The sequence below is a fragment of the Anatilimnocola floriformis genome (assembly GCF_024256385.1).
GTDB lineage: Bacteria > Planctomycetota > Planctomycetia > Pirellulales > Pirellulaceae > Anatilimnocola > Anatilimnocola floriformis.
The window spans coordinates 5,710,232-5,732,906 of record NZ_JAMLFW010000001.1; the positions used below are offsets into that span (position 1 = coordinate 5,710,232).

Here is a 22,675-nt window from a genome sequence, read left to right on the forward strand (position 1 = left end):
TGCGTTGCTAACTGGCTCGAATGGATAACTGGGACTGGGGTGTTTGCTGCGAGGTCGCAGCACGGCTGGGGCGAATGGATTCATTTGCCCCAGCAAACGACGTTGCTACTGAGGAAACTCAGAGCCACGTCACACGCGTCGTTTCTCCAATTGGATGTTCAGGGCCAGCCCGCGGATTTCGTTGCAAAGCACTTCGAAGCTGGCGGGCGTTCCGGCTTCGAGTGTGTTTTCTCCCTTCACCATCGATTCGTAGATCTTCGTGCGTCCTTCCACGTCGTCGCTCTTAACCGTGAGGAGCTCCTGCAGAATGTAGGCAGCACCATAGGCTTCGAGCGCCCAGACTTCCATTTCACCGAATCGTTGACCGCCGAAGCGGGCCTTACCACCCAGCGGTTGCTGAGTAATGAGCGAGTACGGACCTGTGCTACGGGCATGCACCTTGTCGTCGACGAGATGGTGCAGCTTGAGCATGTAGATGTAACCGACCGTCGTTTCCTGCTGGAGCAGGTCGCCGGTCCGGCCATCTTGCAGCCGTTGCTTGCCGTGGGCTGGCAACTTGGCATTGGCCAGGCACTTGTTGATGTCCTGTTCCGTGGCGCCGTCAAACACCGGAGTAACCGCCTGGAAACCGAGCGCCGCAGCGGCCCAGCCCAAGTGGGTCTCGAGAATTTGACCGACGTTCATACGCGAAGGCACGCCCAGCGGATTGAGCATGATCTGCAAGCTCGTGCCGTCCGGCAGGAACGGCATGTCTTCGACCGGCAGGATTTTCGCGATCACACCCTTGTTACCGTGGCGTCCGGCCATCTTATCGCCGACCGAGATCACCCGCTTCGTCGCGATGTAGACCTTGACCATCTGCAACACGCCGCTGCGAAGCTCATCGCCGCGCTTCATGCTGTTCAGCTTACGGTCGCGGTTGTCGGTCGCCAGTTCGACGTTCGGCCAATGCACCTTGTAAGCCTTTTCGGCTTCGGCGATTTTGTCTTCGCTGCGCATCTTGCTGGTGTGGACCGACAGGCGGAAGTTCGCGGCCTTTTCGGCGATGAACTTCGGATCCTGATCCTTGGCCAGCGGGGTGCCGTCTTCATCGGTCAGCGTCTTGCCGATGATTCCTTCGAGCTCTTCGACGAGCGTGGTGAAGGCCTGCGAAACCCACTTGTTCCCTTCGGTTTCCGCGTCCTTCAGTTCCTTTTCGAACTTCTTGCGCTCATCTTCCGACAAGCTCATGCGGCGCGAGAACTTCTGCGTGTCGATCACGATCCCTTCGATGCCCGAAGGCACTTCCAGCGAATCGTTCTTCACATCTTCGCCAGCGCGACCAAAGATCGCGTGCAGCAGTTTTTCTTCCGGCGTGAGTTCGGTCTTGCTCTTCGGCGAAACCTTACCGACGAGGATGTCGCCCGGCTTCACGTAAGTGCCGACGCGGACGATGCCGCTCTCGTCGAGGTTGCGGAGAGCCTTTTCGCTGACATTCGGAATGTCGCGCGTGAACTCTTCGCGGCCAAGCTTGGTTTCGCGAATTTCGACGTCAAACTCTTCGATGTGAATCGAAGTGTAGGTGTCGTTCTGCACCAGCTCTTGGCTGATGATGATCGCGTCTTCGTAGTTGTACCCATCGAACGACATGAAGCCGACGAGCACGTTGCGGCCGAGGGCCAGCTCGCCCTTGTAAGTCGCAGGGCCATCCGCCAGCACTTGGTTCTTCTCGACCTTGTCGCCGACGTTGATGATCGGCTTTTGGTTGAGGCAGGTCCGTTCGTTCAGGCCCTGGAACTTACGCATGTGGTAGATGTCGCTGCCGATTTCGATGCGAGTCGCATCGGCATACGAAATCTTGCCGGCCCGTTTGGCGCGGACGACCATCGAGCTGTTGCGAGCGACGTCGAGTTCCATGCCCGTGCCGACGATCGGCGGCTCGGTAACGAGCAGCGGCACGGCTTGGCGTTGCATGTTCGAACCCATGAGCGCGCGGTTGGCATCGTCATGTTCGAGGAACGGAATCAAACCAGCCGACACACCCACCATCTGGCTCGGGGCAACGTCGATAAACGACACCTGCTCGGGCGTGACGATTTCGAAGTCGGAACGGTGACGAGCGATCAGCGACGGGCCAGGGACGATGCGATTGTCTTCGACCTTGGTATCGCACGGCGCCACGTAGGCGTCGGCTTCTTCGTCGGCTCGCAGCCACAGGATTTCGTCGGTCAACTTCCCCTTCGCCACCTTGCGGTACGGCGACACAAGGAAGCCGTACTCATCGACGCTCGCGTAGATCGCGAGGCTGCTGATGAGGCCGATGTTCGTACCTTCAGGCGTCTCGATCGGGCAAATGCGGCCGTAGTGAGAAATGTGAACGTCGCGGACTTCGAAGCCCGCACGCTTACGATTCAAACCACCTGGGCCGAGCGCCGACAGACGACGTTCGTGAGTCAACTGCGACAGCGGATTGGTCTGGTCGACCACTTGCGAGAGCTCACCACGGCCAAAGAAGTATTCGATGGCAGCCGAGATGCTCTTCGGATTGACCAGGCTCCGCGGCGTCATGTCCTCAAGGTCCTTGAGGCTCATGCGTTCTTGCACCGTACGACGCAGCTTGAGGAAACCCTTGCGGAGTTCATCGGCTGCCAGTTCGTCGATCGTGCGGAGACGACGATTGCCGAGGTGATCGATGTCGTCGATCTGGGCCCGGTCGTTTCCTTCGAGCAAGTCGATCAGGTACTTCACGGCCGAGATCAAATCTTCGGGCCGCAGCGTCATTTCCTTGTCGGCGACTTCTTGCTTCAACTTGCGGTTGAGGCGGAAGCGACCGACGCGGCCGAGGCGATAGCGGTTGACGTCGAAAAACTTTTCATTGAACAGCGTGCGGGCTTTTTCCAGCTGCGGAGGATTGCCCGGACGAAGCCGCTGATAAATCCGCAGCAAGGCTTCTTCGTGGCTGCTGGTGGCATCTTCGGCCAGGCTGTTGAACACCACCTGCACCTTCGGCACCGGGCAAACCTCGACTTTGGTCACGCCCGACGTGCAGATGATTTCGGCTTGCGTCTTGGTGATCTTGTGGCCGGCCTCGACGATGATTTCGCCGGCACGGTCGGAACCGACCGGATAGCAAACGTCATCGACCGAAATCTTGCCTTCGACCTTCACCACGCTCCGGCCGTCACTGATCTTCTCGATCGTCGTTTCATAGAACGCGCGGATCAGGTCGGTGTCGGTGCTGTACTTCGGGCTCATCGCGCGGAGCAACGTCACCGCGCTGAACTTGCCACTTTGATCGATACGAACGTTGAGGGCTTCTTTCTTCGTGACATTGACTTCAATCCAGCTGCCGCGCTCAGGAATGATACGGCACGACGGCAACTTGCGATCGCTCGTCCCTTCGAGCTCCATCACAAAGTCGACGCCGGGGCTGCGGTGCAACTGGCTGACGACGACGCGCTCGGCGCCGTTGATGATGAACTCACCGCCGCCGAGCATCACCGGAATGTCGCCGAGGTAAACCGATTCTTCAATCGGCTGCTCTTTGTTCAGCCGGAGCGACACATGAAACGGCTTGCCGTAAGTAAGCCGAAGTTGGCGGCATTCGTCGGGCGTGTAGCGCGGCTTGCCGAGCTCGTAGCGGAGGTATTCGAGCTTGATCGTCTTGTCGTAGCTCTCTACCGGAAAGATCTCGCGCAGCACCGATTCCAAACCGTGGTCTTTGCGCTTCTCGGAAGAGACTTCTTCCTGTAAGAAAGCCGCATAACTGTCGGTTTGAATCATCGTCAGATTCGGAATCGGGTGCTGCTCACGGCCCGAGCCAAAGAGACGAGTTTCGCGAGGAATAATGCGGCGCTGGGTAGGGATTGCCATAAGCCGAGAACACTCCCAATTGGAGAAATATGGACAGCTAGCCGCCGACCGTCATCCGTGATCTATCAGCGAGAACGAACCGGGTACTCCCGGCAACGATCCGGGCATGCCCGGAAATAACGAATCGGGTCGCGCCGCATATTTCCCACTACAGGAATGCAGCCCGCCCGACACAAACGGGGTGATCTAAACGAGGGAAAACCTGCTGCCACGAAAGCAAAGAGCAACGCGACATCGGCGCGCAATACAACCCCGCTCCTGTCCAGTAGCGAAAAACCGCTGGATGGGTCCGGGGTTCTAATCAACTCTGCCTGCCTGAGCCGCGATAGCAAAAAACCACCTGCGGCGCCGAGGTTTAGAAGCAACAGATAAAGAAACAACATCCGCTCTGGTTAAGCGTACGCGTAAAACAATCCGGGGGCCAGTGGGGGCCCCCGCTTTTTTGCCAAATGCTGCTCGACGAAAAGTCAAGCTGGCGAACTACTTGAGCTCACCCAAGCCGAACTACTTCAGCTCGACCGTGGCACCAGCTGCTTCGAGTTCAGCCTTGGCCTTGTCGGCGTCAGCCTTCGAAGCCTTTTCCTTGATCTTCGCCGGCGGGGCGTCGACCAGCTTCTTGGCGTCCATCAGCGAAACGCCGGTGATGGCCTTGACCACCTTCACGACTTCCAGCTTCTTGTCGCCAGCGGCGGTCAGAACGACGTCGAACTCAGTCTGAGCTGCAGGAGCGGCAGCGCCACCACCGTCACCGGCAGGAGCGGCCATCATCACACCGCCACCAGCGGCTGGCTCGATCTTGTACGTTTCCTTGATGTAGTCGCTCAATTCCTTCGCTTGCTTCAGCGTGAGGTTGGCGATCTGATCACCCAATGCATTAATGTCAACTTCAGCCATGACTCAGAACCCTTTCAAAACCTGCGGCCGGCTGATGCAACAAGCACCGGCCGCTTTCACCGCTGAAAACCACGAATTGCCAAACGCCCAACCAAACGCAGTGGGCGACTTTGTATTAAACAACGAGCCAATTAGCTGGCAGCGGGTTCGCCGCCATCTTTGCCTTCGGCTGCCTTTTCCGACAGCTTCTTGAACTGGCTCTGGAGCGCCCCACCAGGGGCATTGATTTGCGACAACAGCTGCGCCCCGGGCGACAAAATCTGCCCCAGCAGCAAGCTGATCTGACCGACGCGATTCGGCCACTTCGCCACTTCCTTGAGCTTCTCGGGCGAGAGCTTCTCGCCGTCCATCACGCCGCCGCGCGACTCGACCTTCTCATATTCCGGCTTCTTGTGTATCGCCACCATCTCTTTAGCCAGAGAGATGAAATCCTCACCGCCGTAAACAACGGCGACACTGCCCGAGCTTCCTTCGAAAGCCGGAGCCAGGGAAGTGCCTTCAGTGGCACGAGCAGCCAGGCTCGACTTCACAACCAGCAGGCTCAAACCCTTCTTACGCAGGTCGCGCCGCAGGTTGTAGGTATTCAGCGAGTCGAGGCCAATCACATTGACCACAACAGCGTCAGTGACGCCGGACAACCGCTGCTTGATTTCTTCGGTAATCAGTCGCTTGAGTGTCTTGCTCATTCCAGCACTTCAATTTCTAAAAACCAGCACTGCTCAACAAATTAGACTGCGATGCGAACCGAAGGGCTCATCGTGGCACACAGGGCAACGCTCTTCACGTACACACCCTTCACCGAATTGGGCTTGAGACCCACTACGTAGTGCACGAAGGCTTCAATGTTTTCTTTGAGCTTCGGAGCATCAAAGCTCGCCTTGCCGACGATGGCATGCACGATGCCGCCGTTGTCATTGCGGAACTCAACCTTACCAGCCTTGTATTCCTTGACGACCCTGGCCACATCAGGCGTGACAGTGCCAGCACGAGGCGACGGCATCAAGCCACGCGGACCGAGCACGCGGCCGAGAGGACCAACCAGGCCCATCATGTCCGGAGCGGCGATGCAGACATCAAAATCCGTCCAGCCATCCTTGACCTTCGTGGCCAAGTCTTCTTGACCAACGAAATCAGCACCAGCAGCAGTCGCCGCGGCAGCCAAGTCACCCTTGGCAAACACCAGCACCCGCTGAGCCTTGCCAATACCGTGCGGCAACACAACGCTGCCGCGGACGATCTGGTCGGCCTGCTTGGGATCGACGCCGAGACGCATATGGATCTCGATCGCCTGGTCGAATTTGGTGTTGCCAAACTGCTTCAAACGCTCGACGGCCCTATCCAAGGAAACAGTATCCTTGGTCGGCGGAGCGACCTTGAGCAGGGCACGAAAACGCTTCGATTGCTTTGGCATGAAACAGAGAGCCCCGGGCTCTCCTCGCAGAAAGGCGACTTATGGGGAATCGAGTATCCTAGCGGCCTGTCAAAAAGTGAGCAAGGCCTACGACGATAAAATCCAGTGACGAAAGCAGAAATGCGACGCGAGCCGCACTCGTTGCCTGGCACAAGACACTGCAAAGGCCCTAGCCTTCGACCACAATGCCCATGCTGCGGGCAGTTCCTTCGATCATCCGAGCAGCACGCTCTGGATCGGTCGAATTCAGCACGTCTTCCTTCTTCTTGACGATTTCCAGCAGTTGCTTCTTCGTCACCTTGCCCACTTTGTCCTTGTTCGGGACGCCGGCGCCCTTGGCACAACCGGCAGCCATTTTCAGGAGGGCCGAGGCCGGCGGGCTCTTAGTGATGAATTCGAACGAGCGATCGTCATAAACGGTCACAACCACGGGAATCGGAATCCCCATGAACTCGCGGGTTCGTTCGTTGAACTGCGACACGAACTGCCCGAGATTGATACCGAACTTACCGAGCGAGGTACCAACTGGCGGCGCGGGAGTCGCCTGGCCACCCGTCACCTGAAACTTCGCCTGACCCTTGACTTGCTTGACCTTAGCCATGACCTGCTGCCTTCACGAAACAAAATGGAAATTTGATGGAGATCGGATTGATGGTAAAAGACCAGGGAGCAACCGTTACACGAGTTCAATCTGCCAGTGCTGGAACTCGACTTCCGTGGTCCGCCCAAAAATCTGAATAAGAACCTTGACGCGCCCGTTGGCTTGATCGACACCGCCAACTTCGCCGTCGAAGTTCTGGAAATTGCCTTCCTTGACTCGAACCTTGTCGCCCTTCTTGAACGGAATGGTCGACTTGACCGGCGTGGCTTCGTCGGTGAGCACCTTGCTCTTCCGCAGAATCTGCTCGACATCGCGCGTCAACATCGGCGTGGGCTTGCCGCCCGAACCGGTGAAGTCACCAATGCCCGCCGTTTCGCGAATCGCAAACCACGACTCGTCATTGACGGCCATGTTGATGAGCAAGTAGCCCGGATAGAGCTTCTTCTTCACGACACGACGTTTGCCGGTCTTGGTGAACTCAGCGACGTCTTCCGTCGGAACCACGACTTCCTTGAAGTACCGCTCTACGCCGTTCATTTTGATGCGGCGGAGCAAGGCATCGCGGATCGAGTCTTCGCGGTTGACTTGAATTTTGAGAATGTACCAATCGAACTGCAGGTTATTGTCGGCCTGCGATTCGTCGATGAACTCCAGCGGATCTTGCGCGGGATATTCGACCTCGGGCTCGTCTTCGACTTCTTCCTCTTCGGCTTCGGCAACAACTGCAGCCGGCTCATCGCCAGTCTGGCTGGCAGCGGCTGCAACCTCCGGAGAAGGAGAAGATTCAGGAGCCGGATTATCGGCAGTAGCCGCGACGGGCTCGACCGGCGGAACCGGATCGCTAGACGTACCGGGCCCGACGGCGGCGGCACCGGCTTCTTCCGGGGCAACTGGTTCGGGATTTTCGGGGCTGTCGGGATACATGTTCAAGCCTTCACCGGTATTCAATGCCAACGCCAGGGCAACAACTGCTTCTTAATTACCTGGGGGTTACGCCTAAGGTCTGCAACAGGAACTGGAAAATCGCGTCGAGACTGAAGAGCACCGCCGTGAGCCCCACAATCAAAACGATCACAACCACCGTGCTCCGCGACAACTCGCGCCACGTCGGCCACGAGACCTTGTTCATTTCCGCTTCGACCGCAATCAAAAAGTCCGCAAAGGGCGGATAGTTGACCAAGCGATAAGCGATCCACATGCCGACGACCAGAATTGCAGCAGGCACACCGTAGCGTACCGGCGCTTCCATACGATTGAGAACCGCCGCCGACATCCGCCAACAGCCAATCGCCAGGACGAGCCAGATCACCAGGCAGGTAATCTGCCGCGCCATCCGCCCCTGGCTACGCTTGTACAGCGCAACACTCGTTAATTCTTGTAGGAAGACACTCCCCATCGTCGGCGCTTTATCTTTTGACATTGGTTGTTGATCCAATCATTTGGCCGCGGCAGCCTTGCCTTAGCCGCAGTGCATTTCAGCAGGGGCGAAGGGAATCGAACCCCCAACCGCTGGTTTTGGAGACCAGTGCTCTACCAATTGAGCTACACCCCTAAGCAAATACCCGGACCGCGAAGGGCCCGGGCAGCGTAGACAGCTAGAACTTGCCAGCTGTCACAGTCAACGCATAACTTAACTATCCGCCAGCAGTCGCAACACCCCAAAAATGACGATTGCGACCCGCAGATGAATAACTACTCAAGAACCTTGGTCACAACGCCCGAACCGACGGTCTTACCACCTTCGCGAATAGCGAAGCGGATACCATCATCCATGGCGATGGGCTTGTGCAGCGTGACCACAACCTTGACGTTGTCGCCAGGCATGCACATGTCGGCGCCAACCAGATCGGCGGTGCCGGTCACGTCCGTAGTACGGAAGTAAAATTGCGGGCGATAACCGCTGAAGAACGGCGTGTGACGGCCGCCTTCTTCCTTCGACAAGCAGTAAACTTCAGCTTCGAACTTGGTGTGCGGCGTGATCGAATTGATCTTCGCGAGCACCTGGCCACGTTCGATATCTTCGCGGCGAACACCACGGAGCAAGCAACCGACGTTGTCCCCTGCACGACCTTCGCCGAGTTCCTTGCGGAACATTTCGACGCCCGTAACGATCGTCTTCTGCGGTTCCTTGCTCAGACCAATGATCTGAACTTCGTCACCGACCTTGACCATACCGCGCTCGATACGACCGGTGGCGACAGTACCGCGACCTTCGATCGAGAACACGTCTTCGACAGCCATGAGGAACGGCTTGTCTTCTTCGCGCTTCGGCTGGGGAATGTAGCTGTCGATCGCGTCGAGCAGGTCTTCGATGCACTTACGCGACTTCGGATCGGTCGGATTTTCGTAAGCCGGCAGCGACGAACCACGAACGATCGGAATGTCGTCGCCAGGGAAGCCGTTCTTATTGAGCAGCTCGCGAATTTCCATCTCGACGAGCTCGAGAAGATCCGGATCATCGACGAGGTCGATCTTGTTGAGGAACACGACGAGAGCCGGCACATCAACCTGACGGGCCAACAGCACGTGTTCGCGAGTTTGCGGCATCGGGCCGTCAGCAGCCGACACGACCAGGATCGCGCCGTCCATCTGGGCAGCGCCGGTGATCATGTTCTTGATAAAGTCGGCGTGGCCGGGGCAGTCGATGTGAGCGTAGTGGCGCTTTTCGGTTTCGTATTCGACGTGAGCCACGGCGATGGTCACGGTCTTCGTAGAGTCACGAACCGTACCACCCTTGGCGATGTCCGAATACTCCTTCTTTTGAGCCAAACCCTTCGCGGCGCACACCGAGAGGAGAGCCGCAGTCGTGGTGGTCTTGCCGTGGTCAATGTGGCCGATCGTGCCGACGTTGCAGTGCGGCTTGGTCCGCTGAAAAGTTTCCTTGGCCATTGCTTTCTACACCTACATTACTTTGTGAATCGATGCCTAAAACCCGAATTGCTGTCAATTAGGATACGGACTTCGCGGGGTTTTCACCACGGGGCACATTCCGCGACACGCACGGCAATGCCCCACAGGAAACCACGAGGTACTCCTCGCAAAACTCGCGACGCCAGGAGTCCGATCACTAGAGCTGCTGTCGGGACTTGAACCCGAGACCTCTTCCTTACCAAGGAAGTGCTCTACCAACTGAGCTACAGCAGCTTATCCAAACCAAATCAACCAACCATCCATCTATCCGAAAGAGCGGGTGAAGGGAATCGAACCCTCGTCATCAGCTTGGAAGGCTGTTGCTCTACCATTGAGCTACACCCGCATCAACCGACTCGATTCCGTTCTTCTTAACCGCCTATCGCAAACCACCTGCCCGCAGGCAAGTGGGGAGTGAAGGATTCGAACCTTCGAAGACCGAAGCCAACAGATTTACAGTCTGTCCCCTTTGACCGCTTGGGTAACTCCCCGGAAACACAACCACGAACCGCTTTTTCGAATCCGAGCCGTGAAACCGGCGGAAAGGGCCGTTCAACGCTGGCGCGAACGAATTAACAGAGCCAGCGGAGGGACTTGAACCCACAACCTACGGTTTACAAAACCGTTGCTCTGCCAATTGAGCTACGCTGGCCTGATCGGTGAAAATGCCCTGCCTCAACGGCAAGACAACCTCAGCTCGGGACCCTGACTCAAAGTCGAAACCAGTAAATATAGTGAGCCAGCCGAGTTACGCAAGATGACTTCGGGGTGAATTCAACCCCTCCTGACAAAAGAGCCTGCAAAGCCGCAAAAGGTTCACGATTCGGGCGTTTGAGAAAAGTACCATCGGCTATTTCGACCCCTTCGCCGCGGTATTCCTGCGGGCGAGGTTACAGCCAAAACAGCAAGACTACGTTCTCCGCTCGCAAAGTTCGGCACAAGCGCCAAATCCTGCCGGGCTACATCAATTTCGCCAACTGCATCCCTACCCACACCAGCAGCAAGCCGAAACCGAGATTCGCCCCGATGTTGGCGAGGCCGATGAACTGCTGCGTGCTGTTTTTGTCGACGAGACGACTGACTGACTCCCAGCCGAAGGCCGAAAACGTCGTTAAACCGCCGAGAAAACCGACCATCACGGCGACTCGCAGCAAGTGAGCCAGCGCCGGGTTGTTGCCTGGCGGTTCGAGCTGCGCGACCCGTTGGCCGACGAAACCGATGATCAAGCAGCCAATCAAATTGGCCGTCAGTGTTCCCCAGGGAAAGCTCTTGCCCAGCAAATATTGCGTTGAGATTCCCAAGCCATAGCGGGCAAAACTCCCCAGGCCGCCGCAGAGAAAGACGAGGGTGATATCGCGCAGGTAGTTCATGCGTGTAGGACTACTTCCCCGCCCCGTGCAACGCTGCAGTCGTCACGATCTCGGCCAGCAGATTGCGAATGTGGAATTCGTTGGCGACGAACTTCTTGGTGAGGTCGGTCCGCAGCGTCGGGCTGTAAGCTCGCCACGGCTGCTTCACCACAAAGTGAAACAACTGCTCGACAAAAGCCGAGTGCGATTCATCGCTGGTGGCCAAAAAAGCCGCCAATTCGCGGGCATTTTTGAACTGCTGCTGCTGACCAGCACGAGTCAGGTACGAACCAGTGGCGTCGACGGCCTTCCCTTTTTCCTCAGCCCGAAAACGACCGATGGCATCGAAGTTTTCGAGCGTAAAACCCAGCGGATTGATCATTTTGTGGCAGCTATTGCAGGCCTCGGCTTTGGTCTGCAAGGCAACGCGTTCACGCGTGGTCAGGCTGGCGTGCAGATCGGGCGCGAGGGGCGCGACGGCTTCCGGTGGTGGTCGCAGCGAACGGCCGAGCAGGCTGCGTGAAATGAACACGCCGCGATGAATCGGGCTGCTGTTGGCCGTGTAAGCAAAGCCGGCGAGCAGATACGGATGCGACATCACGCCGGCCCGCTGTTCGGGATTGAGGGCCACTTTTTCGAAGCCGGCATCGGCGGGCAAATCGGCGCCATAGAGCTTCGCCAGACGGCCGTTGAGATAGAGCGAATCTTCGTTCAGCAGCCGGCGAAAATCGGATTTCTCGCTCCACACGATGTCATCGAGCATGATCTCGAGCGACGAGCGGAGGTCGGTTGCGATGGCTTGATCGAAGTTCGGAAACAGCTCGCTGTCCTTCGACAGATCAGGGGCCTGATCGACGCGCAACCACTGCATGAAAAAGGCCTGCAGCTTGGCGTGCGTCCGCGGATCGGGCATCATCCGCTGCACTTGTTTTTGCACCTGCTCGCGCGTCAGCAACTTCCCCGCCGCGGCTTCTCGCAGCAGCGTGTCATCGGGAATGCTGTCCCACAGAGCGAAGGAAAGTCGCGCGGCCACTTCATAACTATCGAGAGCTTGCATTTCCTGCGCGTGAGCCACTTCTTGATAGAGAAATCGCGGCGACTTCAGCACAACGAGCACAAACCGTTTCAAGCCGAGCTGCAAATCGCTGGCGTCGTTCAGCTGCTGATCGATGTAGAGCTGCTGCTGGGCTTCATCGAGCGGCCGGCGAAACGCCCGTTCGGCGAACTTCAGGCAGAAGGCGCGGAGCTTGTCGCGCTGATCGGATTTGCTCAGGTCGACGCCGGAAAGGTCGCGCAAATACTTCACGATGTAGGTCGCGGCTTCGAGCGCGCTGTCGGTGGTGGCCGCATCCCAGGCCTTGCTGATCGAGGTGCCGCGCTCGTAACCAATGCTGCGGTCATCGGGCGGAAAAGGCGTTTGCGGAATGTATTGCGTGGCGAAAACTTTCGGCGTGAGGTTGCGGGCCGGAATCACTTCCTGAGCCCGCTGCGGCGGCTGCCACTCGAGGGCGATCATCGCGGGTTTAGACGGCTTTTCCTTGGCTTTTTTCGAGTCATCAACCCCTTGGTTGGCTTTGATGAACTCAAGTCGCAGTGGATAAACGCGGCCAGCCAGCAGGCGGATCGTGCCGCGATATTCGTTATCGTTGCCGCTCTTTACCTTGGCATCGATCAGCGGTTCGCGAAGGTCATTCACCCACAGCTGCATGGCGTGATCGGTTTTGACCACGATGTCGTAGCTGCCGGTTTCGGGGGCGAGGAGCGAGCCTTCCCACTTGATCGAGAACTCTTGCGGCTCGGGCATTTTTTCGGCGTCTGGGCTTTTGTCGCCGAAGTCAAAATTCACCACCGGATCGGTCCGCTCGATCACACGATCGTTGTTGCGGCGGCTACGCGTCTTGAAATATTCGCCACGCAAACCACGCTGTTCCGGCCAGGCCTGGGCCAGGCGAAAGCTGCCGATGAGGTCGGCGACGCTGTTTTGATATTGGCGAACGGTCAAGCGCGAGAGTTCGATCCGGGCCGATTGATTGCGAGCTTGCGCGACGGGCGAATAGAACGAATCGTAGACAAACTTCGCGACGTTCTGCGTTTCCTCGCCGTTGACTGCTTCTGGCTCGCCTTCGGGCATCGTTTTTTCGATCAGATCGGTCAGTTCGACAAGCGATTTATCGCCGACCAGCGGCTGGGCGTACTCGGTTTTAACTCCCTCGCCCTTCGCACCGTGGCAACTGGCGCACTGGGCCTGGTAGATCACCTCGCCAGAGCGCGGCGGAGCGGCGAGAACAACGGCGGGAAGCATTGCCGTGGCAAACGAAAGAATACGAGCGAATCGGCTCATCAGAACAAGTCCAAAAGGGCTGCAGCAGATCGAACAGCCTAGGCGGGAGGCGGGCGGGTTCTTTCATCGTAAACCGCGGCGAAAAATCTGGCAAAGGGTTTTTGGCCCAGGCAGTCGGATGCGCCTGGTTCGACGAAACGCCTCCGCAAACCGGCGGGTATCATTCGGTATGAAACCGCCTCACCCTGAAAAATCACTGTTCCGACAGAACCTGCTCGGCATCTTCTGCCTAGTGATGGCTATCGTCGCTTTGGGTCTCGCCGTGATTCCGGGAATTGCCTTCGATCGGCCGCCGCAGCCGTTTGTCGTGAACGAGCCAACTGCCTTGCAGCCCCCGATCTCCCCCTCGGAAACAACGGGCGGTTTGACACTTCGCTACAAAGGCTTGGCGGTGAACTTTGGCGGTAAAACAAAGCCGGCCGAGCCGACGACAGCCGAAGCGGCAGCCATCGAAGCCGCCGCGGTCGCCAAGGAATCGCAGGCCCAGCGTGATCACATGCTGAAGTGCTTCATGCTCGCTGCAGCCGGCTGTTCGATGCTCGCCCTGGTATGCGGGCCATTCGCTTGGGTACAGGAAAAACAGCCGGCAATCTCTGGACCAGCAATGTTGATCGCCACGGTCGCACTCACTTGGCAGTACATTGCCTTCGGTATCGCTGTCGGCATGGCCATTGCGATCACCCTGCTGATCTGCGGGGCGTTTTCGTAGTTGCCACTTGACTGCTGCCACTGCCAGCAGCGAACGAAAGCTCCCCAAACCGCCAAAATCCCGCCGTTTATTACGATTTCTGCCTTTTTGCTAGGGCGGCTATTTCCTTCCAGTTCCGCAACTCGCTAGAATGTGGTGGTTGAGGATTGAAAACCGGCATTACCTTATCAACCATTGCCCCCTTCGCGGGCACCGCCGGTTCGATATCGGTCGAACGTATCGTCACATAACTCGTCATTGAACTACGTAATGGGTCCGGCGCAGGCTATTGCTGCGAAGATCCAAATCAGCTCGTTCCGGTTGCAGCGGCGTTTTGTCGTTTGCATCTGGCCGGGTGAAGGGCAGCGCATGAACCCGGCGGCACTAGCAACGCTTCGGCCTGCATTTTTTGCAGATCGGCTCGTGCTGGTTTCGCGGGACAAAGTTTTTCGTGGCCGCGAGCAGGAACTGAACAAGCCGAGTTCGCGGCAGGGACAGGTTGCAAGGAACGGAATTCCTGAACCTTTTTTCGTGACTGGTTTCACAGCTGGCTACGAAGGTTCGCAGAGAGGCAAATATGATTTCTACCGTGATGAAAGCCGTGCTAAACGACTCTAACAACGACGAACCGCGTGAAGACGAGGGCCCACAAACGGTGGATCCGCGCACATTGGAGCGACTCCCCGCCGAAACGGGCAAGGAGCTGGTACAGCTCTTCAAGCTCCTTTCCGACGAGACGCGGCTTCGCATTCTGTACTTCCTCATGCAACAGGAAGAGCTGAATGTCCGCACGCTGTGCGACCTGCTCCAGCAAAGCCAACCGGCAGTCAGCCACCACCTGGCACTGCTGCGCGTGGCCGGCATCATCGAATGCCGCCGCGACGGCAAGCACAACTTCTATCACTTGGTGCCGAAGCGGTTCCAGCACTTCCTCGACATGCTGTTTGTCATCGAAAACGGCCAGCCGCGGCGGATTCGGATCGAAAACGCCCTGCTGACGTATTCGCACGACGAAGCGGCCAAGTAATTTGGCCTGTTCTGATCGTTGAGCTGTTACCCGCTGGCATCTGGGTTGCGCCGCGGGTCACAATTGAGAAGCCGTGAACCTTAGCGACCGCTGGGTGTCTACAGCGAGTCGCTTCACCTTCTCAAGATTCTTACGACGATCGCCCTCATGTACGTCCCTGGTGCGTTTCAAGTCGCGGATTCGGAACAGATTGCGGCATTCATTGCCGAGCACAGCTTTGCAGCGGTGATCACGCAGCACGCCGGCGCTCCGTTCGCCAGCCACGTGCCGTTGCTGTACGAGCAAACCGCCGGGCCGCTCGGAACACTTGTTGGCCATCTAGCGCGGCCGAATCCGCAATGGGAAGACGCCGCTCACGAGCCGGCTGGCATTCCAGCGCTGGCCATTTTTAGCGGCCCGCATACCTACATTTCGCCCACTTGGTATGCCGAACCGAACACGGTGCCAACCTGGAATTACATCGCCGTGCATGCCACCGGCCGGCTGAAGTTGATCACTGATCAGGAGCGTTTGCTGCAGCTGCTCGGCCGCACCGTCGACTTTTACGAGTCGCCGCAGCCGCAGCCTTGGCGACTCGAAGATCAAAATGCCGAGTTCATCGAAAAGCTCTGCGGCGGGATCGTTGGCTTTGAGCTCGTGATCGAAAAGCTCGAAGGGAAATGGAAGCTGAATCAGAACCACACGGCAGCTCGCCGCGAGCGGGTGATGCAGGTGCTGGAAAAATCGTCCCGCCGAGATGACCAGGAAGTAGCCGCGGCCATGCGGAAATTGCCGAAGTAGGGCTTCCCTCGCCTCCCGCCTCCTGGCCTTTGCACCGTATAATCGTGCGCTCTGCATTCTGCCTTCTTCCTTCTGCCTTCCCGAGAGCTCCCATGCCTGTTGTTGGCACTTTCCCTACGTTGCGTTCCGAAATCGCCGGTGTCAAAGTGGTCGACCTGGCCCAGCAGTTTGGCACGCCGACCTATGTCTACGACGCCGCGTCGATCGTCGAGCGTATCAACGATCTGAAGCAGTTCGACGTCATTCGCTTCGCTCAAAAGGCCTGCTCGAACATCGCCATCCTCAACCTCTGCCGGCAGAACGGCGTGGTGGTCGATGCGGTCAGCGGCGGTGAGATTCACCGGGCACAAAAAGCCGGTTACAAGCCCGGCAACGTCGAACATCCCGAAATCGTTTACACGGCTGACGTCTTTGATCGTGATACGCTCGACCTGGTCGTGAAGCTGAAGATCCCGGTCAACTGCGGCTCGCCCGACATGATCGATCAGCTCGGCGAAAAAGCCCCCGGCAGCTCGATCACGCTGCGGATCAATCCCGGCTTTGGTCACGGCCACAGCCAAAAGACGAACACTGGCGGCGAACAATCGAAGCATGGCATCTGGCACGAACAGCTCGACGACTGCGTCGCCCGCGCCGCGAAAGCCCAGATCAAGATCACCGGCATTCACATGCACATCGGCAGCGGCACCGACTTGCATCACCTGTCGCAAGTTTGCGGCTCGATGGAAAAAGTCGTCGAAAAGATCGGCGCCTCAGTCGACACGATCAGCGCCGGCGGCGGCTTGCCGATTCCGTACAACACCAAGCAATCGTACGTCGACCTCGATCAATATTTCCAGCTGTGGGATGCTTCGCGCAAACGCCTGGAAGCCAAGCTCGGTCACAAGATCACGCTCGAAATCGAGCCAGGCCGATATCTCGTCGCCGAGAGTGGTTACCTCGTCAGCGAAGTCCGCACCGTGAAGAAGATGGGGAACAACACGTTCTACCTGCTCGATGCCGGCTTCAATAACCTGGCCCGGCCGATTCTCTACGGTTCGTATCACCCCATGTCGCTGGCCCCGGTTAGCGGCGCGACGAACCTGCCGGAACAAGACGTCGTGGTCGGCGGCCCACTCTGCGAATCGGGCGACATCTTCACGCAAGAAGAAGGTGGCTTCGTCTGCACCCGCAAACTGCCGCAAGCCAAGGTCGGCGACTACCTCGTGCTCGAACGCGCCGGCGCCTACGGCTTTGTGATGGCTTCGAACTACAACAGCAAACCGCTCGCGGCTGAAGTCCTCATCCAAAACGGCAAGCCGCATTTGATCCGCGCTCGGCAGACGTTTGAAGATATTACTCGCGGCGAAGTGATTCCGAGCTAAGTCGTCGAACCGCTCCGCGGTCGATGAATGAATTGAGAGCACACGTAATTTTCGCGCACTGTGCTCTATCGCAGGATAGAATTCAAGTATGACCAGCATCAGTCTGCAAGAATTCCAGCGAGATCCCGCCTCCGTCCTTGAACGGATTGTCGCTGGCGAGAGCTTTGTCCTTACAGACGGGAGCCGTATGGTTGCTGAAGTACGCCCCGTTGATCCACAGCGCTCAGCGCCGCGGCCATTCGGCTTAGCTAAAGGGGAGTTTGTCGTTCCCGCTGAGTTTGACCTGCCACTGCCCGAAGAGATCCTGGCTGCATTTGAAGGCCGATGAGAATCATTCTTGATACTCACGTTTTTCTGTGGTTCGTCTCAGGTGATCCTCGACTCCCGACCCGTTATAGGTCCGAGATTCAATCGCCTGAGAACGACATCTTTTTGAGTGCAGCTTCTATCTGGGAAGCAGTGATTAAAAACCAACTTGGCCACCTTCCTCTACCCGAGAAGGCCAGTGTGTATTTGCCTCAGCAGCGACTCATGCATGGCATTCACTCGCTACCAATTGATGAAAACGATATGGCTGCACTTTCAAACTTGCCTGCTCATCATCGGGATCCCTTCGACCGAATGATTATCGCGCAAGCCGTCAAGCATTCGTTGGTGCTGGCATCTTTGGATTCGCAATTCAGCGCTTATCCTGTGGCACTGCTTCCTTCCACGTGATGCGACTTTGCCGCCGTGAAGCTACGAGTTCAAGGTGCCAGCGGAATCTTCTGCTCCGCGAGTAACTGACTGAGCGACTCCTGCAACTTCGGTTCGTGAGCGATTTGCAGGGCGTGTTGCTGTTTGCCGCCGACGATATAGTTGGCGTTCGAGCAGTGGAAGCAGATGAGCAGGATTACTTGCTTGCCCTGGTGCTCGACCGTGATCGCATGCCGCGGAGCAAAGCAGGCCGCGCCGCTGTGTTGATCGGTGGCGGTGACGGCTTGTTGCAGTTCGGCCAGCAGCTTTTTTCGCACCGCAGCGTCGGTGATCTTTAAACTGCCCAGGGCCGGATATCCCTGGACCTTCGGCATGTCTTGCGGATAGGGCTCGGACGGTTCGACCCAGCCGGGATCGATCGAAGTGAGCTCCCAGGTTGCGGCTTGTTCCAAGGGAACCGCGAGGTCGTTCGGCAAGCCGGTTGAGCGCGAAGCACCGCAGCCGGCGCTGGCCAGCGTGATGAGAATGACGACGAGAACGATAGTGGTTCTAAACATGCGCAATGGATTGGCAGTGACTCAGGGAATCCAGCAGGATGAGCCGGTAATGATAGAGCGTAAGGCTCGCGGGTGGGCATTCTACTCGGGCACGAAATTGCAGCGTGGAGATCGCAGTTTGCTCGGTTCGCCGCCGCTCTGCGGGCACTTAGTGAGGTGCTGCCCCGCTTGAGCAACCGCGATTAAAGCCACCCGATTTAGCGGCAATAAAGTACGATATTCTACTTGCGATATCACCTTCAAATATTGACATAAAGTATTCTAGGAAAAGAACTTGCGAACCGATTCGAATTTTGCATCAACTGCAATATTCTCGGGGTACGAAAGTGGGGGATCGGTGAGAGCTGCAGGGCGCGATCGGCTTCGATTACTAGGCTGTCAGAATGGTCGCGGCAGACGTCTTGGAGGGGCGAGTTAGGTACCAAAGCAGCGCTGCCTGTGGGCCCGAGATTTCTTCTTCTAATCCCGGTTGTTTTCCCCCTTGTCACCGAACCGAATTTTGGCACAATGGGGCGTTTCCCCACGTACCAAAGTCGGGGCCGGGCGTTTGCGTTGTCGCGTTGAGCCGGGCTAGTTGGAAGAAGATAGGAAGCGGTCATGTCGGATACGCTGGTTGTCAAAAAGCGTGCAAAGCTCGGCACTTCGGCCACTCGTCGCCTTCGTTGGGAAGGCTCGATCCCGGTCAATTTGTATGGCCACGGCGAAGCCAATGCCTCGCTGGCAGTGCCGCTGGCTCAGGTCGTCGCGGTCATCAAGCACGGTGGTAAGCTCGTAAAACTGAGCGGCGACATCACCGAGACGGCGTTGCTCCGCGAAGTCCAATGGGACACCTACTCGAAGGAAATCATTCACATCGATCTGCTCCGCGTTTCCGAGAAAGAACTCGTTGAAACGACGGTCGCGGTCGAGCTCAAGGGAACGGCCCCGGGCACTGGCGAAGGTGGCGTGCTGCAGTTTGTGCTGCATGAGCTTCACATCGAATGCCCCGCCATTTCGATTCCCGAAAAGCTGTACGCCAATATCAACGATCTGCACCTCGGCAAGGCCATTCACGCCAGCGACATTCAGCTGCCGGAAGGGGCCAAGCTCGCCAGTGATCCGCACCTCGTCATCGTCAGCTGCGTTGCTCCTCACAAGGAAGAAGAAACAGCTGCCGGCCTCGAAGGCACGGTCGAGCCCGAGCTTATCCGCAAGGAAAAGACCGAAGAAGACGCTGCCGAGTAAGTTCGCAGGTAGTCATGTTTGCGTGGCTGCGAGGTTGGTGGACAGCAAAAGAATCAGATGCCATGCCGGCGGGAATGAAACTGATCGTCGGCTTAGGCAACCCGGGAAAGCAATACGACGGGACGCGGCATAACGTCGGCTTCGCGACTTTGGCGAAGCTGATTGCCACGCGAACCAGCGGCCCTGGCAAAGGAAAGTTTCAAGGCGATTTGTACGAAGCCACGATTGCCAGTCAGCGAGTTTTGTTGCTGCTGCCCCTCACTTACATGAACGGCAGCGGCGGCAGTGTGCTGGCGGCTCGTGATTTTTATAAGATCGAAACAAACGACATCCTGGTGATCTGCGACGACTTCGCCTTGCCCCTCGGCAAGCTCCGATTTCGAGCGAAAGGGTCCTCCGGAGGTCAAAAAGGGCTCGACGATGTGATTCGCCGACTAGGGACCGATGATGTCCCTCGGCTGCGAATCGGCATCGGCTCGCCCCCCGCGGGACGCGATATTCCCGGTTATGTCCTCGGCAAGTTTGCTCCCGATGAGCAAGCAGCTGCAGAACAAGCCATTCAGCGTGCCGCGGAAAGTGCCGAAGCCTGGGTCGAAAAAGGCCTGAGCTTTTGCATGAATCAATACAACGCAGCTTAAATCGCCCCGGGCAACCCTGGCGGCGATATTTCCGAAACACCACCACCGGTAATTTTCAGTTCAGTTCGAGGATTTTCCCTTGGCAAGCAAAACTAGTGTCTACGAGTGCCTGGTCATTTTCGATTCCAACAAATACGCGCAAGACCCGGCCAAGGTCGGCAATCAAATTGCCGCTTTGGTGCAGAAGCTCGAGGGCGAAGTCCTGGTCAGCCGCTTGTGGAATGACCAGAAGTTGGCTTACCCAATCGATGGCCATCGCAAGGGCACGTACTGGCTGACTTACTTCAAACTCAACGGCCAACGGCTCACCGAATTCAATCGCGACCTGGCGATCAACGAAACGGTTGTTCGTTCGCTGACGCTGCACGTCGATCCTCGCCTGGTCGAAGCGCTGGTCGAACACGCCAAGGGTGGCCTCAAGCCGCGTGCTCCCGAGCCGACCGTTGGTGCTCCAGAACGCGTGGTGGAAATGCCCGACCTGGAAGAAGTGGGCGAGCTCAACTAGTTCACCCGAAATCGCGCACAGGTTGCGAAGCGGCACGGCAGCCCCTACACTGCAGTTGGTTAACTTTTGTGCAGTTAGGCAAGTTCGGCCACACCAGCAACACCTGAATGAGGAGTTCCCATCATGGCTAGTTTCAACCGAGTGATCCTGCTGGGAAACATCACGCGCGATATCGAAGTCAAGCATTTGCAAAGCGGCATGGCCGTGACCGAAATCACGCTTGCCGTCAACGATCGCCGCAAGGATCAAAGCGGCTCGTGGATCGAAGAAACAACCTTTGTCGACGTGACGCTCTGGGGCCGGCAAGCAGAAATCTGCGCCGAGTACTTGGGCAAAGGCTCGCCGATCTTGATCGAAGGTCGGTTGAAGCTGGATCAGTGGGAAAAAGACGGCCAAAAACGCTCGAAACTGCGTGTGGTCGGTGAAAAGATGCAACTCATGCCTACCGGTGGTGCCAAGGGTGGCGGTGGTGGTCGAGGTGGCAACCGCGGTGGCATGGGTGACGACGGCCCTGGCTTTGATGAATCCGAATACGGCGGCGAATCGTTTTCGGCTCCTGCCCCGCGTGGTGGCGGTGGCGGCCGGTCGCAACCTTCGCCTCCGCCCAGCGACGATATTCCGTTTTAAGTAATTGCCGGGTACACCCGGCGCCAATCAACTGCAGCAATCAACACTAATTTGTTAGTTCGAGAACGATCATGACCAAAAGTGCTCTCGCCGCCCGCGGCAGTTTTCAAGAACTCCCCAAGGGCCCGCACCACACTGTGCAGCTGCTCCTCATTCAATCGGTCGATCACCTCGGCAAGCAAGGTGACATCGTCCATGTGAAGCGCGGTTACGCTCTCAACTACCTGCTGCCGCAAGGCCTGGCCACGATCGCCACGAACCATCACAAGCGGATGGTCGAAAAGCACCGCGCCAAGCTGCAAGAAATCGAGAAGGCTCGCCTCGCGACGCTCCGCCAACTGGCCGACGCCATCGGCAAGCAGAGCATCACGATCGAAGCCAATGCCAACGACGAAGGCCACCTCTACGGCAGCGTGAATGCTCACGAAATCGCCCACGCTCTCAAGCAGGCGCATTTCAACATCACCACCGATCAGGTCCGCCTCGAAGGCCCGCTGAAGGAACTCGGCCTCTATACGGTCAAGATCCACCTCCACCACGAGATCAATGCCGAACTCAAGGTGTGGGTCGTGCCGACCGTCGTCACCGAACCGGCCGCCGACAAAAAGAAGGCCGACAAGCCGGCTGAAAAGAAGCCCGAAGCGGCTCCGAAGGCCGAAAAGAAGTAAGTGCTCGGCCGGGGCTCTTTCCCCGGCATTCGAGTTGCACCGACTCGTTGGAATATTGCGATTCACGTAATATTCCAACCCAAAGGAGTCGGTCATGGCGAGTTTAGAAGCCATCGGCAGCGGTTTGGCTGGTGCACTGGCACTCACCGCGGTTCACGAAACAGCACGCCAGCAAATCTCCACCGCACCGCGGATGGACATGCTCGGCATGCAAGCCATCGAAAAAGGCTTTCGCAGCGTTAACGCGCAGCCACCGCAAGGGAAGTCGCTCTACGAACTGGCCCTGGCCGGCGATGTGGTCTCGAACGCCATGTATTACAGCATGGTCGCGCAAGGCAAACCTGAAGATGCCATCCGCCGCGGCGTGATGCTCGGCTTGGCAGCGGGCATTAGTGCCGTTGTTCTTCCCAAGCCCATGGGCCTGCAACCGCAGATCAATCGCACGGCAGCCACACAGGCGATGACCATCGGCTGGTATCTGCTTGGCGGCGTGGCAGCGGGTGCCGCATATCAGTTGCTTTCCAAAATCGCCCGCCGCTAATT

General features: G+C 57.6%; 24 protein-coding genes and 5 tRNA genes. 13 read left to right on the forward strand and 16 right to left on the reverse strand.

Annotated elements, in window-relative coordinates; translation table 11 throughout:
• Positions 1-129 precede the first annotated feature (129 nt).
• The 15 genes from rpoB to M9Q49_RS22745 all read right to left on the reverse strand — a co-directional run bounded on the left by rpoB (position 130) and on the right by M9Q49_RS22745 (position 13,358).
• Complete coding sequence (gene rpoB / locus M9Q49_RS22675) at positions 130-3,852, reverse strand: DNA-directed RNA polymerase subunit beta (protein ID WP_254511150.1); 3,723 nt, start codon at positions 3,850-3,852, stop codon at positions 130-132.
• A gap of 504 nt (positions 3,853-4,356) precedes the next feature.
• The gene (rplL, locus tag M9Q49_RS22680; protein ID WP_254511151.1) at positions 4,357-4,746 is read right to left on the reverse strand and encodes a 50S ribosomal protein L7/L12; all 390 of its coding nucleotides are present in this window, start codon (positions 4,744-4,746) and stop codon (positions 4,357-4,359) included.
• Between the two features lie 131 nt (positions 4,747-4,877).
• Positions 4,878-5,432, reverse strand: a complete 555-nt coding sequence (gene rplJ, locus M9Q49_RS22685; RefSeq protein ID WP_254511153.1) for a 50S ribosomal protein L10 — start codon at positions 5,430-5,432, stop codon at positions 4,878-4,880.
• 41 nt (positions 5,433-5,473) lie between these two features.
• Complete coding sequence (gene rplA / locus M9Q49_RS22690; RefSeq protein ID WP_254511155.1) at positions 5,474-6,157, reverse strand: 50S ribosomal protein L1; 684 nt, start codon at positions 6,155-6,157, stop codon at positions 5,474-5,476.
• Between the two features lie 169 nt (positions 6,158-6,326).
• Positions 6,327-6,758: a 50S ribosomal protein L11 gene (rplK, locus tag M9Q49_RS22695; RefSeq protein WP_254511156.1), complete on the reverse strand. Its 432-nt coding sequence runs from the start codon at positions 6,756-6,758 to the stop codon at positions 6,327-6,329.
• Between the two features lie 75 nt (positions 6,759-6,833).
• Positions 6,834-7,712, reverse strand: a complete 879-nt coding sequence (gene nusG, locus M9Q49_RS22700; protein ID WP_254511159.1) for a transcription termination/antitermination protein NusG — start codon at positions 7,710-7,712, stop codon at positions 6,834-6,836.
• Positions 7,713-7,737: 25 nt separating this feature from the next.
• Entirely contained in the window at positions 7,738-8,178 is a 441-nt protein-coding gene (gene secE / locus M9Q49_RS22705; protein WP_254511161.1) for a preprotein translocase subunit SecE, read from the reverse strand.
• 59 nt (positions 8,179-8,237) lie between these two features.
• Positions 8,238-8,310: transfer RNA gene (locus M9Q49_RS22710), tRNA-Trp, on the reverse strand.
• Between the two features lie 140 nt (positions 8,311-8,450).
• Positions 8,451-9,647 carry an elongation factor Tu gene (tuf, locus tag M9Q49_RS22715; protein ID WP_254511163.1) on the reverse strand — a complete coding sequence of 399 codons (1,197 nt, stop codon included), beginning with the start codon at positions 9,645-9,647 and terminating at the stop codon, positions 8,451-8,453.
• Between the two features lie 182 nt (positions 9,648-9,829).
• Positions 9,830-9,902 (reverse strand) — tRNA-Thr (locus tag M9Q49_RS22720).
• A 41-nt stretch (positions 9,903-9,943) separates the two neighbouring features.
• Positions 9,944-10,014: transfer RNA gene (locus M9Q49_RS22725), tRNA-Gly, on the reverse strand.
• Between the two features lie 62 nt (positions 10,015-10,076).
• Positions 10,077-10,159, reverse strand: a tRNA-Tyr gene (locus M9Q49_RS22730).
• A gap of 88 nt (positions 10,160-10,247) precedes the next feature.
• A tRNA-Thr gene (locus M9Q49_RS22735) sits at positions 10,248-10,320 on the reverse strand.
• A 307-nt stretch (positions 10,321-10,627) separates the two neighbouring features.
• A complete protein-coding gene (locus M9Q49_RS22740) occupies positions 10,628-11,038 on the reverse strand; it encodes a fluoride efflux transporter FluC (protein WP_254511165.1) in 411 nt (136 codons plus the stop codon).
• Between the two features lie 10 nt (positions 11,039-11,048).
• Positions 11,049-13,358, reverse strand: a complete 2,310-nt coding sequence (locus M9Q49_RS22745) for a DUF1592 domain-containing protein (RefSeq protein WP_254511166.1) — start codon at positions 13,356-13,358, stop codon at positions 11,049-11,051.
• Between the two features lie 169 nt (positions 13,359-13,527).
• Here M9Q49_RS22745 and M9Q49_RS22750 point away from each other — a divergent pair, with 169 nt between their 5' ends.
• The 7 genes from M9Q49_RS22750 (at position 13,528) to M9Q49_RS22780 (ending at position 17,934) form a co-directional block, all read left to right on the forward strand.
• Entirely contained in the window at positions 13,528-14,067 is a 540-nt protein-coding gene (locus tag M9Q49_RS22750; protein ID WP_254511168.1) for a hypothetical protein, read from the forward strand.
• Between the two features lie 249 nt (positions 14,068-14,316).
• A complete protein-coding gene (locus M9Q49_RS22755; RefSeq protein WP_254511170.1) occupies positions 14,317-14,664 on the forward strand; it encodes a hypothetical protein in 348 nt (115 codons plus the stop codon).
• Positions 14,648-15,073, forward strand: a complete 426-nt coding sequence (locus M9Q49_RS22760) for an ArsR/SmtB family transcription factor (protein WP_254511172.1) — start codon at positions 14,648-14,650, stop codon at positions 15,071-15,073. The genes M9Q49_RS22755 and M9Q49_RS22760 overlap by 17 nt, the downstream gene beginning before the upstream one ends.
• A gap of 147 nt (positions 15,074-15,220) precedes the next feature.
• Positions 15,221-15,853: an FMN-binding negative transcriptional regulator gene (locus M9Q49_RS22765; RefSeq protein ID WP_254511174.1), complete on the forward strand. Its 633-nt coding sequence runs from the start codon at positions 15,221-15,223 to the stop codon at positions 15,851-15,853.
• Between the two features lie 92 nt (positions 15,854-15,945).
• A complete protein-coding gene (gene lysA, locus M9Q49_RS22770) occupies positions 15,946-17,217 on the forward strand; it encodes a diaminopimelate decarboxylase (RefSeq protein ID WP_254511176.1) in 1,272 nt (423 codons plus the stop codon).
• A gap of 88 nt (positions 17,218-17,305) precedes the next feature.
• The gene (locus tag M9Q49_RS22775) at positions 17,306-17,545 is read left to right on the forward strand and encodes a type II toxin-antitoxin system Phd/YefM family antitoxin (RefSeq protein ID WP_254511178.1); all 240 of its coding nucleotides are present in this window, start codon (positions 17,306-17,308) and stop codon (positions 17,543-17,545) included.
• Positions 17,542-17,934: a type II toxin-antitoxin system VapC family toxin gene (locus M9Q49_RS22780; protein WP_254511180.1), complete on the forward strand. Its 393-nt coding sequence runs from the start codon at positions 17,542-17,544 to the stop codon at positions 17,932-17,934. The genes M9Q49_RS22775 and M9Q49_RS22780 overlap by 4 nt, the downstream gene beginning before the upstream one ends.
• A gap of 29 nt (positions 17,935-17,963) precedes the next feature.
• Here M9Q49_RS22780 and M9Q49_RS22785 read toward each other — a convergent pair whose 3' ends face one another.
• A complete protein-coding gene (locus tag M9Q49_RS22785; protein WP_254511182.1) occupies positions 17,964-18,470 on the reverse strand; it encodes a hypothetical protein in 507 nt (168 codons plus the stop codon).
• Positions 18,471-19,067: 597 nt separating this feature from the next.
• On the opposite strand from M9Q49_RS22785, the gene M9Q49_RS22790 reads away from it, so the two are divergent.
• From M9Q49_RS22790 to M9Q49_RS22815, 6 genes are all read left to right on the forward strand, one after another.
• A complete protein-coding gene (locus M9Q49_RS22790; protein ID WP_254511184.1) occupies positions 19,068-19,694 on the forward strand; it encodes a 50S ribosomal protein L25 in 627 nt (208 codons plus the stop codon).
• Between the two features lie 14 nt (positions 19,695-19,708).
• Positions 19,709-20,332: an aminoacyl-tRNA hydrolase gene (gene pth, locus M9Q49_RS22795; RefSeq protein WP_254511185.1), complete on the forward strand. Its 624-nt coding sequence runs from the start codon at positions 19,709-19,711 to the stop codon at positions 20,330-20,332.
• Positions 20,333-20,411: 79 nt separating this feature from the next.
• On the forward strand, positions 20,412-20,837 hold the full coding sequence (gene rpsF, locus M9Q49_RS22800; protein ID WP_254511186.1) for a 30S ribosomal protein S6: 426 nt from the start codon (positions 20,412-20,414) through the stop codon (positions 20,835-20,837).
• A 123-nt stretch (positions 20,838-20,960) separates the two neighbouring features.
• Complete coding sequence (locus M9Q49_RS22805; RefSeq protein WP_254511188.1) at positions 20,961-21,464, forward strand: single-stranded DNA-binding protein; 504 nt, start codon at positions 20,961-20,963, stop codon at positions 21,462-21,464.
• Between the two features lie 71 nt (positions 21,465-21,535).
• Positions 21,536-22,132 carry a 50S ribosomal protein L9 gene (gene rplI, locus M9Q49_RS22810; RefSeq protein WP_254511190.1) on the forward strand — a complete coding sequence of 199 codons (597 nt, stop codon included), beginning with the start codon at positions 21,536-21,538 and terminating at the stop codon, positions 22,130-22,132.
• A gap of 94 nt (positions 22,133-22,226) precedes the next feature.
• Positions 22,227-22,673 (forward strand): hypothetical protein, encoded by a 447-nt coding sequence (locus tag M9Q49_RS22815; RefSeq protein ID WP_254511191.1) that lies wholly within the window; start codon positions 22,227-22,229, stop codon positions 22,671-22,673.
• The last annotated feature ends 2 nt before the right edge of the window (positions 22,674-22,675 follow it).

Bases quoted from the DNA above. Each gene is read 5' to 3' on its own strand.
- M9Q49_RS22785 (WP_254511182.1), bottom strand. From the start codon at position 18,470: ATGTTTAGAACCACTATCGTTCTCGTCGTCATTCTCATCACGCTGGCC.
- rplI (WP_254511190.1), top strand. From the start codon at position 21,536: ATGACCAAAAGTGCTCTCGCCGCCCGCGGCAGTTTTCAAGAACTCCCC.
- M9Q49_RS22740 (WP_254511165.1), bottom strand. From the start codon at position 11,038: ATGAACTACCTGCGCGATATCACCCTCGTCTTTCTCTGCGGCGGCCTG.
- M9Q49_RS22815 (WP_254511191.1), top strand. From the start codon at position 22,227: ATGGCGAGTTTAGAAGCCATCGGCAGCGGTTTGGCTGGTGCACTGGCA.
- pth (WP_254511185.1), top strand. From the start codon at position 19,709: ATGTTTGCGTGGCTGCGAGGTTGGTGGACAGCAAAAGAATCAGATGCC.
- rplJ (WP_254511153.1), bottom strand. From the start codon at position 5,432: ATGAGCAAGACACTCAAGCGACTGATTACCGAAGAAATCAAGCAGCGG.
- M9Q49_RS22805 (WP_254511188.1), top strand. From the start codon at position 20,961: ATGGCTAGTTTCAACCGAGTGATCCTGCTGGGAAACATCACGCGCGAT.
- M9Q49_RS22745 (WP_254511166.1), bottom strand. From the start codon at position 13,358: ATGAGCCGATTCGCTCGTATTCTTTCGTTTGCCACGGCAATGCTTCCC.
- M9Q49_RS22765 (WP_254511174.1), top strand. From the start codon at position 15,221: ATGTACGTCCCTGGTGCGTTTCAAGTCGCGGATTCGGAACAGATTGCG.
- rpoB (WP_254511150.1), bottom strand. From the start codon at position 3,852: ATGGCAATCCCTACCCAGCGCCGCATTATTCCTCGCGAAACTCGTCTC.
- M9Q49_RS22775 (WP_254511178.1), top strand. From the start codon at position 17,306: ATGACCAGCATCAGTCTGCAAGAATTCCAGCGAGATCCCGCCTCCGTC.
- M9Q49_RS22780 (WP_254511180.1), top strand. From the start codon at position 17,542: ATGAGAATCATTCTTGATACTCACGTTTTTCTGTGGTTCGTCTCAGGT.
- tuf (WP_254511163.1), bottom strand. From the start codon at position 9,647: ATGGCCAAGGAAACTTTTCAGCGGACCAAGCCGCACTGCAACGTCGGC.
- secE (WP_254511161.1), bottom strand. From the start codon at position 8,178: ATGTCAAAAGATAAAGCGCCGACGATGGGGAGTGTCTTCCTACAAGAA.
- lysA (WP_254511176.1), top strand. From the start codon at position 15,946: ATGCCTGTTGTTGGCACTTTCCCTACGTTGCGTTCCGAAATCGCCGGT.
- rplK (WP_254511156.1), bottom strand. From the start codon at position 6,758: ATGGCTAAGGTCAAGCAAGTCAAGGGTCAGGCGAAGTTTCAGGTGACG.
- rplL (WP_254511151.1), bottom strand. From the start codon at position 4,746: ATGGCTGAAGTTGACATTAATGCATTGGGTGATCAGATCGCCAACCTC.
- rplA (WP_254511155.1), bottom strand. From the start codon at position 6,157: ATGCCAAAGCAATCGAAGCGTTTTCGTGCCCTGCTCAAGGTCGCTCCG.
- M9Q49_RS22790 (WP_254511184.1), top strand. From the start codon at position 19,068: ATGTCGGATACGCTGGTTGTCAAAAAGCGTGCAAAGCTCGGCACTTCG.
- M9Q49_RS22750 (WP_254511168.1), top strand. From the start codon at position 13,528: ATGAAACCGCCTCACCCTGAAAAATCACTGTTCCGACAGAACCTGCTC.
- M9Q49_RS22755 (WP_254511170.1), top strand. From the start codon at position 14,317: ATGGGTCCGGCGCAGGCTATTGCTGCGAAGATCCAAATCAGCTCGTTC.